This is a genomic window from Variovorax sp. 01N425 (assembly GCF_056399465.1).
Map to the genome: position 1 here is coordinate 419,806 of NZ_JBFTRJ010000004.1, position 13,846 is coordinate 433,651.

Sequence of the window (13,846 nt, forward strand, 5' to 3'; positions counted from 1 at the left end):
CGACTGCCGCTATTCACGGGACTTGGTGCCGGCGCCGGCCTGCCGCGGCGTGGGCGCCATCTCGACGCGCCGGTTCTTCGCGCGCCCTTCGGCATCGGCATTGGATGCCACCGCCTGTTCGGAGCCGAAGGCCGCGGCAAACACCGATGACGATGGAACGCCCTCCTCGATCAAGGCCCGCGTCACCGTCAACGCGCGCTGGGCCGAGAGCTCCCAGTTGTCGGCGAACGGACGGTTGCCGTCCTTCGACTGACGCATCTGCCGGTCGTCGGTGAAGCCGCTCACCATCAGCACCTCGTCGCGCGCGCGCAGGTAGCTGGCCACGGGCGCAGCCAGGCTCTTGAGCACCTGTCGGCCTTCGGGCTGCAGCTCGGCCGAGTTGAAGGCGAACAGCACGCTGCCGCTGATGCCGATGCGACCGTTGTTCAGCGTGACGCGGCCCGCCGCGAGCGGCCCGGCCAGCGCCTGTTCGAGCGCCTCGCGGCGCTGCGTCTCGGCCTGGCGCTGCTGCACTTCGGCCTGCAGCTTGGCGGCCAGGTCCAGCTGCATGCCGAGTGCGCCCACGAGGATCAGCACGAAGGCCCCGACCAGCCCCGACATCAGGTCGCCGAAGACCGCCCACACCGGCACGCTCGGCTCCAGGCCGGCGTCGAGATCGTCGCGCATCACGCCTCGCTGCCCACGGCGGCCTGCCGGCTCGCGATCTGCCGCAGGTCTTCGACGATCTGCTTCTGCGACATGATGCTCAGGTCGATGACCTCCCTCGCCTGCGCCACGTAGTAGGCCAGCTGCTCGTCGCTGCGCGCGATGGATTTACCGAGCGCGCCCTCGACGCGCTGCAGGTGGGCCACCAGCTTGTCGTTCGATTCGCTGAACAGCTGCACGGCAAAGCCGAAGGCCTCGCCAAGGCTGGCCACTTCGACGGCGCTGCCGGTGATCTGCGCGGCGACCGCGGCCATCTTGCCGGTTTCCTCGTCGACCTTCTCGGTGAAGCGGCTGCCCACGCGGTCCAGCACATCCGCCGATGCACCGACCAGCGCATCGACCGCCGAGCGCTGCTCGGTGGAGGCGTGGTTCACGGCGTCGAGCAGGGTTCCCAGCGTTTCCATGATGCGGCTGCGTTCTTCCAGCATCGCGTTGTCGCGCGCCATGCTGTCCGACAGCTTCTGGCGCAGCTCGGCCACCACTTCGGCTGCAACCCGCGGCGCTTCCGACGCGGCCTGCAGCAGCCGCGCGATCTCGCCGACCGTGTTCTTCGCATGCGCCTCGGCCTGGGTCGACATGTCGCGCGCGGTCTGCGCGAGCGCATCGAAGAGCTGCCGCTGCTGGCTTGCCGTGTGCGCGCCCGCCTGCTGCCACTCCTGCTGCAGCGATGCGGACACCATGGCCAACTCCTCTGTCCAGGCCGACAGGCGCTGCTCGTCGCGCGCTGCGATGTCGCTCTGCAGCGTGGCATGCGCCTGCTCCACGGTGCGCAGCAGCGATGCCGAGTGCTGCTCGAAGCCGGCCGCCGCCGCCGCGAGCGACTGCTGCGCCTCCTGCGACAGCTTTTCGCTGACGCGCTGGTGCTGCGCGAGCGCGCTGCCCCAGGTGTCCGACACGCTACCTGCGGTGCTTTCCAGCCGGGCCGAGACGCCTTCCACCAGCGAGGCCGAGCGCTGCTCGAAGGTTTCGGCAAAGCGGTCATGCGAGGCGCGCAGGTCGCTCGACAGCGCCGCGGAGGTGCGCTGGTGATCGGCCAGCGCAGCCTGCCAGGTGCCCGCCACGCTGGCGGTGGTGGCCTCGAAGCGGCTCGAGAGGCCGTCGAGCTGCTGCTGCACCGTGCGCGCCACGGTGTCGTGCAGCGAGGCCGTCTCGCGCGCGATGCCCGCCATGGTGGCCTCGACCACCGGCTGGATCGTCGCGCCGGCGATGCGCGCGCTTTCGCTCAGGCTCTGCTTGAGCGACTGGTCGACCGAGGAAGCCAGCCCGGCATACACGGCCTCGGCCTGGGTGTGGAACTGCGCCTGGCCGGCGGCAAGGCGCTCGTTCAGGGCCTGGCTCTGCCGCTCCATTGCCGCCATCATGGCCTGCAGCTGGTCGACCAGCCGCGGCATCTGGTGGGCCTGCTGCTCGAGCAGCTGGAACGAGGCCTCGCGCTGGTGCGCCAGCGAATAAGCGCGCAGCGTGGTGGCAATCTTGCTGTCGAGCATCTGCCCGGCCTGCAGCCGCTCGCGCCGGCACAACGCCGAGGCCAGCCCCAGCATCGCGGAGGCGGCCACGCCGGCCACCGAGGTGCCGAATGCCAGCCCCAGGCCCTTCACGGGCGCCGACAGCGAGGCGCGGATGGCCGGCAGGTCCGTCGCGCTTTCCAGCGCCATGCCGGTGCCGTTCAGCGTGACCACCATGCCGAGGAAGGTGCCCAGCATGCCCAGCAGCACCAGCAGTCCGGCCAGGTAGGGCGTGAGCGCCGGGCCCGGCAGGCCGACGCGCTCGCCCTCGATGCGAAGGCGCACCGCGTTGCGCAGCGTGGGATGCAGCCGGTCGAGCCACGCACCCAGGCTCGCGGGCGGGTCGGAAAGATCCGCCACGGCACGCGACAAGGTGGCGGTGGCCTGCTGGAAGCGGTGCAGTTCCAGCGCCCCCATCAGGTAGAACGCGCCGACCAGCATCGTGACGGCGAGCGCCAGCGTGTGCGAGCCGACGTATCCGGCGCCGACCCAGCAGACGACGGCCAGGCCCGCAGCAAAAACAGCGTAGTGGAGGAATCTATTCATGGCACTCTGGTGGCCTCATGCGAAGGGCTTCAAGCAGCCCTTCGATCGGTTGGAATCGGAAATCGAGTTCGGCGAGCAGCACGTTCTTCATGTCCTTGCGGAACACATGCAGCCACTCGCCGGCCCCTGCCTCACTGTCGGGTTCGCCCGTCGTCTCCGGGCTGGCCTGGCGTAGGCGCGTGAAATGCTTTTCGAGCAGCGCGGGCACGGAAGCGAGCAGGCTGTGCTCGCGCGCCGCCAGCACCTGCTCCATCACCACGTCCACCGCCGCAAGCCGGGCCATGGCCGGCGACCTGGCCGCCAGCAGCGCCCGCAAACGGCCGCGCAGCGGGCCGATGCCCGCTTCCATGGCCTGTTGCAGCGTGAGATGGCGGCGGCGAAACGGCGTGAAGTCGACGGCTGCCGCGACAGCGCCGTCCTCGGCCACGGCCTTGGCCAACGCAGTTCGCGCACGGACGCATTCGCGCTCCTCGGCGCTCGCGGAAGCCCGCGCGCGCGAAGGCGCTGCGGCCGTCGCCACGGCGCCGTCCAGCGCGGCCGACAGCGAGATGGCATCGGTCCAGCCGAACCATTGGCTCAATCGATCCGCGGTGGCCTGCCGGGGTTCGCGAACGTCGGCATCGGTCAGCCGAGAGAGCAAGCGAACAAGCGCCGAGCCGTTGAAAACTGTGCGCTGTGAAACTTGCGCCATACCCGCCAGAACGAAAAACCTGGCAGTCTACACCGGCAGCTCCCCTCGGCCTTCCCCCTCCAGAGCCGCTGCCGGAAGGGAAAGTTCAAGCAAACGTTCCAATCGGTAACCAGGCGTTCCGCCGAGTTCAGCCTGCCGCTTCCGCGGGCCAGCCCGAGCGCGCCGCGCGTTCGAGCGCAGAACGCACCACCCGCCGGTGGAACGGCGCGATCAGCCGGATGTAGTTGCGGCCGAAGAGGTTGTGGCAGTGCACCACCGTGACCGCAGTGAGCGAATCCCCCGCCACGGAGCGCATCACCGAAACGCGGAAATCCAGGTGCCGGTCGTCCTCGCCCAGCACCACCTCGTTGGCATGCGTTTCGTAGATGCGAAAGATGCCGATGCGCGGCGCACCGTCCGGCGTGCCGGCGCGCAGCGCACTGGCCGTCTTGAGGCCGAAGCCGCCAACCAGCCGGTCGCGCAGCGCCAACAGTGCGCTGACCCAAGGCGCGGGACGCTCGAACGCAAAGCGCGCAAGCGCCAGCACGTCGCGGGTGGCGCCCGGCGGCAGGTCGATGGCGAAGGCGTCGGCCAGGAAGGCGCCGCGATAGAGGCCGGCGACGCGCGCGGCCAAGGGCAGCGTCTCGCGGCGTGACTTGTGCAATCGATGATGGTTTGTCATTGGAAGATCTCGAACACGTCGCCGTTGGTCGGCGTCGCCTGCTCGTGATAGATGTCGTAGAGATACTGCGACAGCTCGGCGCGAGAGACGTCGGATGGAATTGCCAGCTGGATCCTGCGGCGCTTGCCATCGGGCCCCATCAAATAGCCGTGCCACCGGTCCTCGGCTCTTTCAATGGCCATGACCTCGCCGAACACATTGAACAGGTGGCGCTCGCCGCTCATGGGTATTCACGCTGGACCGCGTGCGAGAAGACCAGCGGATCGGCCGCGAGCGAAGCCGGAAGAAAGGTCGGCCGCAGGTTGACGGCCGCCAGCTGCGCGATGGGAAACCAGCGGAATTCCAGATCCAGGTGGCTCTCGATGCCCCGGTAGCTTCGCGCCTTGTCGAGATGCGGCGAATCCTCGGGCAGCGAGACGAGAAAATAGAATCCGATCTCGTGGTTGCGCCGGCCCGCCAGGTCGAAGAAATTCTCCGCCACATGAAGCAGCCGGCCGCATTCGACTTCTTCGCCAAGCTCCTCCCTCATCTCCCGCACGATGGTGGCCGAGGCCTCTTCGCCGACTTCGACCCTGCCACCCGGCAAGGCCCAGTAGCCGTCGCCCGGTGCCCGGTGAAGCAGCGCATGGCCCGCATGAAGAATGACCGCGGCAGCCCGCACCTGGAAGCGCTGGCCGTGGAGATGGACTGAGATCATGAGGGCTCGAGTATCGGTGGTTAAAGTCCGAAGCACGCCGCGTAGAAGACGAACCCAACCCACCACCCGATGCCCCCCGAAACCAAGCCCCGCTGCACCTGGGCCCAGAGCGATCCGCTGCTGGCCTCCTACCACGACGCCGAATGGGGCGTGCCCGAGCGCGACAGCCGCGCGCTGTGGGAAAAGCTCATGCTCGACGGCTTCCAGGCGGGCCTCTCGTGGCTCACGATCCTGCGCAAGCGCGATGCGTTCCGTGCTTCATTCGAGGGCTTCGTGCCCGAAAAAGTGGCACGGTTCACCGCGGCCGACGTCGACCGGCTGATGCTGGACGCGGGCATCGTGCGCTCGCGCGCCAAGATCGAGGCCACCATCGGCAACGCCCGCGCCTACCTGGCGATGCAAGCCGCGGGCGAGGATTTTTCGGAATTCGTCTGGGGCATGGCCGGCGGCAAGCCGATCGTCAACAGGACCGGCGCAGTGCCGACGAAGACGCCGCTTTCGGAACAGATGTCGGCGGCCCTGAAGAAGCGCGGCTTCAAGTTCGTGGGGCCGGTGATCGTCTATGCATGGATGCAGGCCACCGGCATCGTCGACGACCACGCACCCGACTGCTTCTGCCACCACGCCGCGCCGCGGCAGCGCTGAAAAACGAAAAAAACCGGACGGCACCTGGGGCGCCGTCCGGCTTTTGTCTTGCAGAGGAAAGACGCGCGGCCGATGCCGCCGCCGTCCCTTCTCTTGTGCCCGCCTTCTTACAGGCCGGCTTGGCGCGTGAAGCTGCGTGCTTGCGAGGGAACCACGCTGCCGGCGAAAGCTTCGCGGCGCAGGTTCTGGCCGGGCGCGTGGGCGGCGGCAACAGCTTCGCTGCGGACTGCGGCGCGGTCGGTCGAGGCAGCCAGCACGGGAGCGACGGTGGCCGAAGCGGCGTCGCTGTAGACGTTGCCTTCGCGGGCAGCGGCGGCGGCCTGGGGAGCCACGTCGGCGCGGCTGTAGCCAGCGGTCAGGGGCTGCACGCCTTCGTAGGTTTCTGCCTGGGCGCCGGCAGCGGCGAGCAGGGACAGAGCGGCGGCGGCGAGGATGTTCGAGGTCTTCATTTCAATTTCCTTCTTGATCGGGCTTTGGATGCCCTGAAGTTTGCATCAGGATGACAAGGGAAAACCCTAGTCAAACTGAATCGCAGTGTTCATGAAACTGAAACAATGACGGGGAACTTTTTGGCGTGAGCGCCAAAGTGCACACTTGGCTTAAGAAATTCGTCCCAATCGGTGTGCTTTTTTCTCTGGCTCCGCCGGGCGGCGAGTATCGCGCAAGATGGCCCACGCATGTTGCGTGCCAGCCACTGCGGGCTCAGGAACGCGGCCAGCCGCGCACCAGCGTCCGGATCGCCACCGCGCCGCTCCCCTTGACCTCGGCGCGGTAGCTGCCCACCAGCGCTTCGCGTTCGGCCGCGGCCTGCGGGTCGTTGCGCCAGGCCAGCAAGGCGGCCACGTCCGCATCGGGCAGCGCCGCGAGCAGCGCCTGCGTGACCTGCCTTTCGAACTCGCGCGCCACCGTCAGCAGGTTGCGCGGCCGCGGCGAGGTGATGCCGCGCGACCACAGCGTGTCGACGGCCATGTCGAGCGTGCGGTCCGGCAGCGAGGTGAACTGGCCGGCGTTGCCGCGCGCCAGCTGCTTGGCGACCGAGCTCAGCAGCAGCTGGCTCGAAAAGTCGACTTCGCGCAGGTCGGCCACGGCCATGCGCTCGAGCAGTTCGGTGCGCGCGGGATCGGCTGGCTTCGCGCGTTCGCGGTTGAAGAATTCCTGCTTGCCTGCGTCGTCCATGGCGGCGTAGTCGGCACGCAGCTTCGAGAACCGGGCCACCGCGGCCTGCACCTGCGCACCCGGCGCCGCACCGCCCTTGCCCGCAGCCGCCACTTCCTGCTGGATGGCGGCCACGGATGCGGCCACGTCGAAGGACCGCGCGGCGGCCGCGTCCAGCGCCTGGAGCGCCTTGCCGGCAATGGCCTGGTCAGGAGGCTCGAGCAGCTGGCGCGCATCGCGCGACACCGCCCCCGGCGCATAGGCCGCCTGGTAGCGGGCCTGCACGCCCTCGAATTGCAGCAGGGCCTGGGCACGGTCTTGCGCAGAGGCAATGGCTGAGGCGAACAACAGCGACAGCAGCAGAAGAAAAGGCGCGCGAAAGAAGCGCCGCGAAGCGACTGAAGAGGCAAGCATGGCGCCATTATTGGCGCCCGCCATGATTGCCCGTCTCTGCCTCAGGCCGCCGCCAACTCAGCGCGCAGCAGCTTCGCCGCCGCCACCATGTTCGACAGCGCGGCCTCGGTCTCCGGCCAGCCGCGGGTCTTCAGGCCGCAGTCGGGGTTGATCCACAGGTTCCCGGGCGGCACCACGCCGGCGGCCTTGCGCATCAGGCGCACGATCTCGCCCACCGAGGGCACGCGCGGCGAATGGATGTCGTACACGCCGGGGCCGATCTCGTTCGGGTAGCGGAAGCCGCCCGCGCTGTTCTCGCCACCGAAGCCTCGCAGCAGCTCCATGTCGGAGCGGCTGGTCTCGATGGTGATCACGTCGGCGTCCATGGCCGCGATCTCGGGCAGGATGTCGTTGAACTCCGAATAGCACATGTGGGTGTGGACCTGCGTCTGGTCGCACACGCCCGAGGCGCTGATGCGGAAGGCGCGCGTGGCCGACTTCAGGTAGGCCGGCCAGCCGGCGCGGCGCAGCGGCAGGCCTTCGCGGATGGCGGGCTCGTCGATCTGGATGATGCCGATGCCGGCCGCCTCGAGGTCCACCACCTCGTCGCGGATCGCCCAGGCGATCTGCTCGCAGGTGACGCTGCGCGGCTGGTCGTCGCGCACGAAGGACCATTGCAGGATGGTGACGGGGCCCGTCAGCATGCCCTTCATCGGCAGTTGGGTGAGGCTCTGCGCATAGGCGGTCCACTCGACCGTCATCGGCGCGGGGCGCGCCACGTCGCCGAAGATGACCGGCGGCTTCACGCAGCGCGAGCCGTACGACTGCACCCAGCCATTGGCGGTGAAGGCAAAGCCGTCGAGCTGCTCGCCGAAGTACTCGACCATGTCGTTGCGCTCGGCCTCGCCATGCACCAGCACGTCGATGCCCAGTTCTTCCTGCTTGCGCACGGCCAGCGCGATCTCGGCGCGCATCTTCTCGCGGTAGCCCGCGGCATCGAGCTCTCCGCGCTTGAAGGCGGCGCGCGCGGCGCGGATCTCCTGGGTCTGCGGGAACGAGCCGATGGTGGTGGTGGGCAGCGCGGGCAATGCGAAGCGCGCGCGCTGCAGCCGCTGCCGCTGGCCGAAGGGGGATGCGCGCTGGTCGTCGCCGGCCACGCTGCGCGCGAGCCGCAGCGCCACGTCCGCGCGATGCACGCGCGGGCTGCTGCGCCTTGCAATCACTGCGGCGCGCGCGGCTTCGAGCTCTTCTGCAACCAAGTCTTCGCTGCCATCGAGCACGGCGCGCAGCACGCGCAGTTCGCCGAGCTTTTCGACGGCAAAGGCGAGCCAAGACCTGAGTTCCGCATCGAGCTTGTCTTCCGCGGCCAGGCTGAACGGCACGTGCAGCAGCGAGCACGATGGTGCGATCCAGAGCTCGCCGCGCCGCTTGTCGATCACCGGGCGCAGCGTGGCAAGCGCGGCGTCCAGGTCGGTGCGCCAGATGTTGCGGCCATCGACGATGCCGATCGACAGCACCTTGTGCGTGGCGAGCCAGTCGGCCACGCCGGTCAGCTCCTGCGGCGCGCGCACGGCGTCCACGTGCAGGCCTGCCACCGGCAGCTGGCAGGCCAGGCGCAGGTTGCCCAACAGCGGCGAGAAGTAGGTGGCCAGCAGCAGCTTGGACGCGCTGCGCGCCAGCTGCCAGTAGGCGCGCTCGAAGGCGTTGCGCCAGGCGTCGGGCAGGTCGAGCCCGAGGATGGGTTCGTCGATCTGCACCCATTCCACGCCCTGCTGCTTGAGCCGGTTCAACACCTGTTCGTACACGGGCAGCAGTGCATCGAGCAGCGACAGGCGGTCGAAGCCCTGTTGCTTCTCCTTGCCGAGGTACAGGAAGCTCAGCGGGCCGAGCAGCACGGCCTTGACCGCATGGCCGGCCTGCTGCGCCTCGGCCACCTCGTCGAAGAGCCGCGTCGAGGCGAGCCTGAACTGCGTGGCCGCGGTGAACTCGGGCACGAGGTAGTGGTAGTTGGTGTCGAACCACTTGGTCATCTCCAGCGCGAAGGCGCCCTCTGCGCCGTGCTTGCAGCCCGCATCGTGCGCATGGCCAGCCTCGTCTTCCACGCCGCGCGCCATCTTGAAATAGCGCGACAGCTCGGGCTCGTCGCCCTTGAAGCCGAAGCGCGCCGGCTCGCAGCCGAAGAGCTGGACGTGGTTGGCCACGTGGTCATAGCAGGCGAAGTCGCCCACCGTCACGTAGTCGAGCCCCGCGTCGCGCTGGGCCTGCCAGTGGCGTGCGCGCAGCTGGCCGCCAACTTCTTCCAGCGCGGCGCGGTCGATCTCGCCGCGCCAGTGCTTTTCGAGCGCGAACTTGAGTTCCCGGTGGGCGCCCATGCGCGGAAAGCCGAGGATGTGGGTACGGGTGGTCATTGCAGGTATTCCGGTCGCTGTATCTTGGAAATCGGCAATGGTCGGGCTTTTGGCTCTATGATTCAAACGAAACCTTTTGCCCATTCACTTGAAATTCATTCATGTTGCAGTCGATCCTGGAGATACGCCACCTGCGCACGCTCGTTGCGCTGCGCGACACCGGCAGCCTGGTGCGCGCGGCGCAGTTGCTGAACCTCACGCAGTCGGCGCTGTCGCACCAGATCAAGCTGCTCGAAGACCGCTACGGCGCGCAGCTCTTCGAGCGCAAGTCGGTGCCGCCGCAGTTCAGCACCACGGGACTGCGGCTGTTGCAGCTGGCCGATGCCGCGCTGCCGCTGGTGGAGGAAGCCGAGCGCGACGTGGCGCGTCTGGCGCTGGGCCGCAGCGGGCAGCTGCGCATCGTGGTCGAATGCCACACCTGCTTCGACTGGCTGATGCCGGCCATGGATGCCTTCCGCCAGCGCTGGCCCGAGATCGAGCTGGACATCGTCTCGGGCTTCCACCCTGACCCGATCGCGCTGGTGATGCAGAACCGCGCCGAGGTGGCGATCGTCTCCGAGCAGGACCCCGACGAAACCGTGGACTACCACGCGCTGTTCCGCTTCGAGATCGTCGCGCTGCTCGCCAACGACCATGCGCTGACAGCCAAGCCGCATCTCACGGCGCGCCACTTTGCCGGCCAGACGCTCATCACCTACCCCGTGCCCGACGAGATGCTGGACATCGTGCGCCAGGTGCTGGCGCCGGCCGGCGTGGCGCCCGCGCACCGGCGCACGACCGAACTCACGGTGGCGATGCTGCAGCTGGTGGCCAGCGGGCGCGGCGTAGCCACGCTGCCGTTGTGGGCGGTTCAGAACTACCTGGACCGCGGCTATGTCACGGCGCGGCGCGTGGGCGCCCGGGGCCTCACGGGGCGGCTGTACATGGCCTGCACGCAGGGCACGTCCAATCAGCCGTGGCTGGCGGACTTCGTGCGCATCACGCGCGAGAGCTGCTTCAAGAGCCTGCCCGGGATCGAGCTGCTTTGACAGGCGTCTTCCTGGGCGGCCTGGCAGCTTTTCTGCTGGACTCGGCAGCGATCCATTCGCGGAAGGCCGCCACCTTCGGCCTGTGGCGGCTGTCTTCGGGGTGCACGAGGTAGTAGGCAAAGTCTTCGAGCCACGCGGCTTCCGACAGCTGGACCAGCCGGCCTTCGGCCACCTCGTCCGCCACCAGCGCCGCCGGCAGCAAGCCCGCGCCCTGCCCTGCGAGCACCGCCTTCAGCAACAGGCCCGAATCATCGAAGGACGGGCCGCGTGCCGTCCTTGCATCTTCGATGCCCTGCGCCTCGAACCACATGGCCCAGCCCTTGCGCTCGGCATCGTTCACGCGCGGCCAGCGCGTGAGATCGGCCGGCGATGCAGGCATGCCGAGCTGCCTGACCAGGGCCGGCGTTGCAACCGGAACAATCTCCACCGTGAGCACGCGCTGGCTGATCAGGCCGGGATAGCGGCCGAGCCCATGGCGGATCGCCACGTCCACGCCGTCGCGCGAAAAATCGGCGAGCGCGGTGCTGCTCACCACCTGCAGGTCGATGTCCGGATGCGCATCGTGAAAGCTCTTCAGGCGCGGCACCAGCCAGGCTGACGCGAAGAACGGCGTGGTGCTCACCGTGAGGATGCCGGTTTCCGCGGGCATGGCGATGCGGCGCGTGGCGTCGCTGATCTGCCGGAAGGCATTGCGCACCGGCGGCAGGTAGGCCTGGCCCGCATCGGTCAGGAAGATGCCGCGGTTCGCGCGCCGGAACAGCGCAATGCCCAGGTGCAGCTCCAGCGACTTGATCAGCTGGCTCACGGCGCCGGCGGTCACGCACAGCTCGTCGGCCGCGTTCTTCACCGAAAGATGGCGGGCGGTCGCCTCGAAGGCGCGCAGCGCGTTGAGCGGCGGGAGCTGGTGTTCCATGGTTTAGCTGATCTGATCCGATTGCCTCAGAAAATCTGGTTTGCGAGGCCGCAAGGGAAGGAGGAGCATTCACTCTCCTGCGCCGGAGACCATTCTCCAGCCAATAGATATTCTGAGCAAACCCGGAGACCCGCCCTTGACTTCCTCTTCCCATCCATCACCGCGCACACGCCTCTTTCGCGGCTGGTTCGTGGTGGCCGGCGCCTTCGCCGTCACGCTCGTCGGCTTCGGCAGTGCCTACACCTTCAGCGCCTTCCTCGAATCGCTGCAGCGCGACTTCGGCGCCTCGCGCGGCTCGGCGTCGCTGGTGTTCTCGCTTGCGGGCTTTCTCTACTTCGGGCTTGGCGTGGTCAGCGGCCCGCTCGCGGACCGGTGGGGTGCGCGGCGGCTGTCGGTCGCGGGCATGGTGCTGGTCGGCCTGGGCCTGGCCGCCGCGGGACAGGCGCGCAGCCTGGCCGAGGCTTGCCTGGCCTATGGCCTGGGCGTCGGGCTCGGCATCGGCGCCTCCTATGTGCCGGTGCTGGGCGCGGTGCAGCGCTGGTTCGTCAGGCGGCGCGGATTCGCCTCGGGGCTGGCGGTGAGCGGCATCGGCGTGGGCACGCTGGCGATGCCGCCGCTGGCGTCGCTCCTCATCGAGGCGCTGGGGTGGCGCCACGCCTACCTGGCGCTGGGCGTGCTGGCCGTGGTGGTGGGCGCCGGCATGGCGCTGCTGATCGAGGACGATCCGCGCCATCGCGGGCTCGGGCCCGACGGCGATCCGCCGCAGCCGCAGGCGCCGTCGGCCGTGCCCGCAGGCTCCACGTTGCGGGACGCGATCAGCTCGCGCCGCTTCGCCGGCCTCTATGCGGCGTGCCTGATCAGTTCGTTCGGGCTGTTCGTTCCCTTCGTCCACCTGGTGCCCTACGCGCTCGACCACGGCCTGCCGGCCGGCTCGGCCGTGCTGCTGCTCGGCGCCATCGGCATCGGCAGCACCGCCGGGCGGTTTTTTCTTGGCGGGCTGGCCGACCGGCTCGGCCGGCAACTGGCGCTGCCGCTGATGTCGGCCGGCATGGCGCTTTCGCTGGTGGTGTGGGCGGTGTCCAGCGGGTTCTGGGGGCTGGCCGCATTCGCTTTTGCCTACGGCGTGTTCTATGGCGGCTTCGTCGCGCTGCTGCCCGCGCTGGTCATGGACTACTTCGGCGGCCGCAGCATCGGCGCGATCCTGGGCGTGCTGTACACCAGCGTGGCTTTCGGCACCCTGGTCGGCCCTAGCGCGGCGGGCTTTGCGTTCGACATCAGCCGCAGCTACCTGCTGCCGATCCTCGCCAGCATCGGCGCCAATCTGGTCGCGGCCGGGGTGCTGCTGGCCATGTCAAAGGCGCGTGCGGCGTCCAAACCGGGCGCGCGGGGTACAGTCGGGAATGAACCCACACACGCCCAGCGCTCCTAAGCCGCCCGAAACGGCTCCCGTCGAAGTCACGGAGACGCAGGCGTTCACCCGCGCATGGGCCGTGTTCCTGCTGCTGTTCCTGGGCGTGCTGGCGCTCCTGTGGGCCAGCGACGCCCTGTTCGGCTAGAAATTTGGAAGGCTAGGACGACGCCTTCTGCAGCAGCTTCAGCACGCTCGAGAAATCGAGCGCGCCATGGCCCGCGAGGCTGTGCGCGGCATAGAGGCTGCGCGCGAGCCCGCCCAGCGGCGTGGCGGCGCGCACGGCGGTGGCGTTTTCCTGTGCGAGGCCCAGGTCCTTGAGCATCAGGTCGGTGCCGAAGCCGCCTGCGTAGTTCTTCGATGCGGGCGCGGTTTCCATCACGCCGGGCATCGGGTTGTACTTTTCGAGCGCCCAGTTGCCGCCGGAACTGCGCCGCATGATCTCGGACAGCACCTTGGGATCGAGCCCGTTGGCCACGCCCAGCGCCAGCGCCTCCGAGGTGCCGATCATCAGGATGCCGAGCAGCATGTTGTTGCAGATCTTGGCGGTCTGGCCTGCGCCCACGCCGCCCGCGTGGAAGATGTTGGCACCCATCTTCTCGAGCACGGGACGTGCGCGTTCGAGGTCGTCGGCCTCGCCGCCCACCATGAAGGTCAGCGTGCCTGCAATCGCGCCGCCCGTGCCGCCGGAAACCGGCGCATCGATCATCGCGATGCCCTTGGCGGCGGCCGCATCGGCCACCTTGCGCGAGGTGGCGGCGGCGATGGTGCTGCTGTCGATCACGAGCGTGCCGGCGCGGATGCTGTCGAGCAGGCCGGGCTTGCTGCCGCCGCTACCGAGGAACAGGCCTTCCACGTGCGCACTGGCCGGCAGCATGCTGATGACCACGTCGGCATCGGTCACCGATTCAGCGGCCGATGCGGCAATGGCCAGGCCTTCGGCCGCGTATTTCTTGCAGGCCTCGTCCGACAGGTCGAAGGCCTTGACCGCAAAGCCCGCCTTGCGCAGGTTCAGGGCCATGGGTCCGCCCATGTGGCCGAGGCCGATGAATGCGATTTTCATTTGATGTTGTCTCCGTTGTATGTGTGGA

General features: G+C 68.6%; 15 protein-coding genes. 4 read left to right on the plus strand and 11 right to left on the minus strand.

Annotated features, from left to right (window positions below):
• Positions 1-9 precede the first annotated feature (9 nt).
• From AC1DSC_RS09775 to AC1DSC_RS09800, 6 genes are all read right to left on the minus strand, one after another.
• Positions 10-666, minus strand: a complete 657-nt coding sequence (locus tag AC1DSC_RS09775) for an OmpA family protein (RefSeq protein WP_012748337.1) — start codon at positions 664-666, stop codon at positions 10-12.
• Positions 666-2,756 carry a DUF802 domain-containing protein gene (locus AC1DSC_RS09780; RefSeq protein ID WP_012748338.1) on the minus strand — a complete coding sequence of 697 codons (2,091 nt, stop codon included), beginning with the start codon at positions 2,754-2,756 and terminating at the stop codon, positions 666-668. The genes AC1DSC_RS09775 and AC1DSC_RS09780 overlap by 1 nt, the downstream gene beginning before the upstream one ends.
• Positions 2,749-3,447 (minus strand): DUF3348 domain-containing protein, encoded by a 699-nt coding sequence (locus tag AC1DSC_RS09785; protein WP_012748339.1) that lies wholly within the window; start codon positions 3,445-3,447, stop codon positions 2,749-2,751. Before AC1DSC_RS09785 ends, AC1DSC_RS09780 begins: the two co-directional genes overlap by 8 nt.
• A 127-nt stretch (positions 3,448-3,574) precedes the next feature.
• On the minus strand, positions 3,575-4,090 hold the full coding sequence (locus AC1DSC_RS09790; protein ID WP_150106789.1) for a DUF2867 domain-containing protein: 516 nt from the start codon (positions 4,088-4,090) through the stop codon (positions 3,575-3,577).
• A gap of 14 nt (positions 4,091-4,104) precedes the next feature.
• Positions 4,105-4,332, minus strand: a complete 228-nt coding sequence (locus AC1DSC_RS09795; protein ID WP_012748341.1) for a DUF7661 family protein — start codon at positions 4,330-4,332, stop codon at positions 4,105-4,107.
• Entirely contained in the window at positions 4,329-4,805 is a 477-nt protein-coding gene (locus AC1DSC_RS09800; protein WP_012748342.1) for an NUDIX hydrolase, read from the minus strand. The genes AC1DSC_RS09795 and AC1DSC_RS09800 overlap by 4 nt, the downstream gene beginning before the upstream one ends.
• A gap of 69 nt (positions 4,806-4,874) precedes the next feature.
• Between AC1DSC_RS09800 and AC1DSC_RS09805 the strand changes: the two genes are divergently transcribed.
• Positions 4,875-5,450: a DNA-3-methyladenine glycosylase I gene (locus AC1DSC_RS09805; protein WP_012748343.1), complete on the plus strand. Its 576-nt coding sequence runs from the start codon at positions 4,875-4,877 to the stop codon at positions 5,448-5,450.
• Between the two features lie 107 nt (positions 5,451-5,557).
• Here the strand turns inward: AC1DSC_RS09805 and AC1DSC_RS09810 are convergent, their stop codons facing one another.
• The 3 genes from AC1DSC_RS09810 to metE all read right to left on the minus strand — a co-directional run bounded on the left by AC1DSC_RS09810 (position 5,558) and on the right by metE (position 9,406).
• On the minus strand, positions 5,558-5,899 hold the full coding sequence (locus AC1DSC_RS09810; protein ID WP_012748344.1) for a hypothetical protein: 342 nt from the start codon (positions 5,897-5,899) through the stop codon (positions 5,558-5,560).
• A gap of 253 nt (positions 5,900-6,152) precedes the next feature.
• Complete coding sequence (locus AC1DSC_RS09815; RefSeq protein ID WP_150106790.1) at positions 6,153-7,019, minus strand: hypothetical protein; 867 nt, start codon at positions 7,017-7,019, stop codon at positions 6,153-6,155.
• A gap of 41 nt (positions 7,020-7,060) precedes the next feature.
• Positions 7,061-9,406 carry a 5-methyltetrahydropteroyltriglutamate--homocysteine S-methyltransferase gene (metE, locus tag AC1DSC_RS09820; RefSeq protein WP_012748346.1) on the minus strand — a complete coding sequence of 782 codons (2,346 nt, stop codon included), beginning with the start codon at positions 9,404-9,406 and terminating at the stop codon, positions 7,061-7,063.
• 101 nt (positions 9,407-9,507) lie between these two features.
• Here metE and AC1DSC_RS09825 point away from each other — a divergent pair, with 101 nt between their 5' ends.
• Positions 9,508-10,434, plus strand: a complete 927-nt coding sequence (locus tag AC1DSC_RS09825; RefSeq protein WP_012748347.1) for a LysR family transcriptional regulator — start codon at positions 9,508-9,510, stop codon at positions 10,432-10,434.
• Here AC1DSC_RS09825 and gcvA read toward each other — a convergent pair.
• Positions 10,403-11,347 carry a transcriptional regulator GcvA gene (gene gcvA, locus AC1DSC_RS09830; RefSeq protein WP_369663086.1) on the minus strand — a complete coding sequence of 315 codons (945 nt, stop codon included), beginning with the start codon at positions 11,345-11,347 and terminating at the stop codon, positions 10,403-10,405. The two genes, AC1DSC_RS09825 and gcvA, sit on opposite strands and share 32 nt — an antisense overlap.
• Positions 11,348-11,483: 136 nt before the next feature.
• On the opposite strand from gcvA, the gene AC1DSC_RS09835 reads away from it, so the two are divergent.
• Together AC1DSC_RS09835 and AC1DSC_RS09840 are read left to right on the plus strand one after the other, a co-directional pair.
• Positions 11,484-12,776 carry an MFS transporter gene (locus AC1DSC_RS09835; RefSeq protein ID WP_012748349.1) on the plus strand — a complete coding sequence of 431 codons (1,293 nt, stop codon included), beginning with the start codon at positions 11,484-11,486 and terminating at the stop codon, positions 12,774-12,776.
• Positions 12,748-12,903 (plus strand): hypothetical protein, encoded by a 156-nt coding sequence (locus AC1DSC_RS09840; RefSeq protein WP_012748350.1) that lies wholly within the window; start codon positions 12,748-12,750, stop codon positions 12,901-12,903. The genes AC1DSC_RS09835 and AC1DSC_RS09840 overlap by 29 nt, the downstream gene beginning before the upstream one ends.
• 12 nt (positions 12,904-12,915) lie before the next feature.
• Here the strand turns inward: AC1DSC_RS09840 and mmsB are convergent, their stop codons facing one another.
• Complete coding sequence (mmsB, locus tag AC1DSC_RS09845; RefSeq protein ID WP_012748351.1) at positions 12,916-13,818, minus strand: 3-hydroxyisobutyrate dehydrogenase; 903 nt, start codon at positions 13,816-13,818, stop codon at positions 12,916-12,918.
• Positions 13,819-13,846: the final 28 nt, after the last annotated feature.

What these genes read in the sequence shown, in the direction of transcription:
- AC1DSC_RS09795 (WP_012748341.1), bottom strand. Translation starts at nt 4,332, where the DNA reads ATGAGCGGCGAGCGCCACCTGTTCAATGTGTTCGGCGAGGTCATGGCC.
- AC1DSC_RS09775 (WP_012748337.1), bottom strand. Translation starts at nt 666, where the DNA reads ATGCGCGACGATCTCGACGCCGGCCTGGAGCCGAGCGTGCCGGTGTGG.
- mmsB (WP_012748351.1), bottom strand. Translation starts at nt 13,818, where the DNA reads ATGAAAATCGCATTCATCGGCCTCGGCCACATGGGCGGACCCATGGCC.
- AC1DSC_RS09840 (WP_012748350.1), top strand. Translation starts at nt 12,748, where the DNA reads ATGAACCCACACACGCCCAGCGCTCCTAAGCCGCCCGAAACGGCTCCC.
- AC1DSC_RS09780 (WP_012748338.1), bottom strand. Translation starts at nt 2,756, where the DNA reads ATGAATAGATTCCTCCACTACGCTGTTTTTGCTGCGGGCCTGGCCGTC.
- AC1DSC_RS09785 (WP_012748339.1), bottom strand. Translation starts at nt 3,447, where the DNA reads ATGGCGCAAGTTTCACAGCGCACAGTTTTCAACGGCTCGGCGCTTGTT.
- AC1DSC_RS09805 (WP_012748343.1), top strand. Translation starts at nt 4,875, where the DNA reads ATGCCCCCCGAAACCAAGCCCCGCTGCACCTGGGCCCAGAGCGATCCG.
- gcvA (WP_369663086.1), bottom strand. Translation starts at nt 11,347, where the DNA reads ATGGAACACCAGCTCCCGCCGCTCAACGCGCTGCGCGCCTTCGAGGCG.
- AC1DSC_RS09810 (WP_012748344.1), bottom strand. Translation starts at nt 5,899, where the DNA reads ATGAAGACCTCGAACATCCTCGCCGCCGCCGCTCTGTCCCTGCTCGCC.
- AC1DSC_RS09815 (WP_150106790.1), bottom strand. Translation starts at nt 7,019, where the DNA reads ATGCTTGCCTCTTCAGTCGCTTCGCGGCGCTTCTTTCGCGCGCCTTTT.
- AC1DSC_RS09800 (WP_012748342.1), bottom strand. Translation starts at nt 4,805, where the DNA reads ATGATCTCAGTCCATCTCCACGGCCAGCGCTTCCAGGTGCGGGCTGCC.
- AC1DSC_RS09825 (WP_012748347.1), top strand. Translation starts at nt 9,508, where the DNA reads ATGTTGCAGTCGATCCTGGAGATACGCCACCTGCGCACGCTCGTTGCG.
- metE (WP_012748346.1), bottom strand. Translation starts at nt 9,406, where the DNA reads ATGACCACCCGTACCCACATCCTCGGCTTTCCGCGCATGGGCGCCCAC.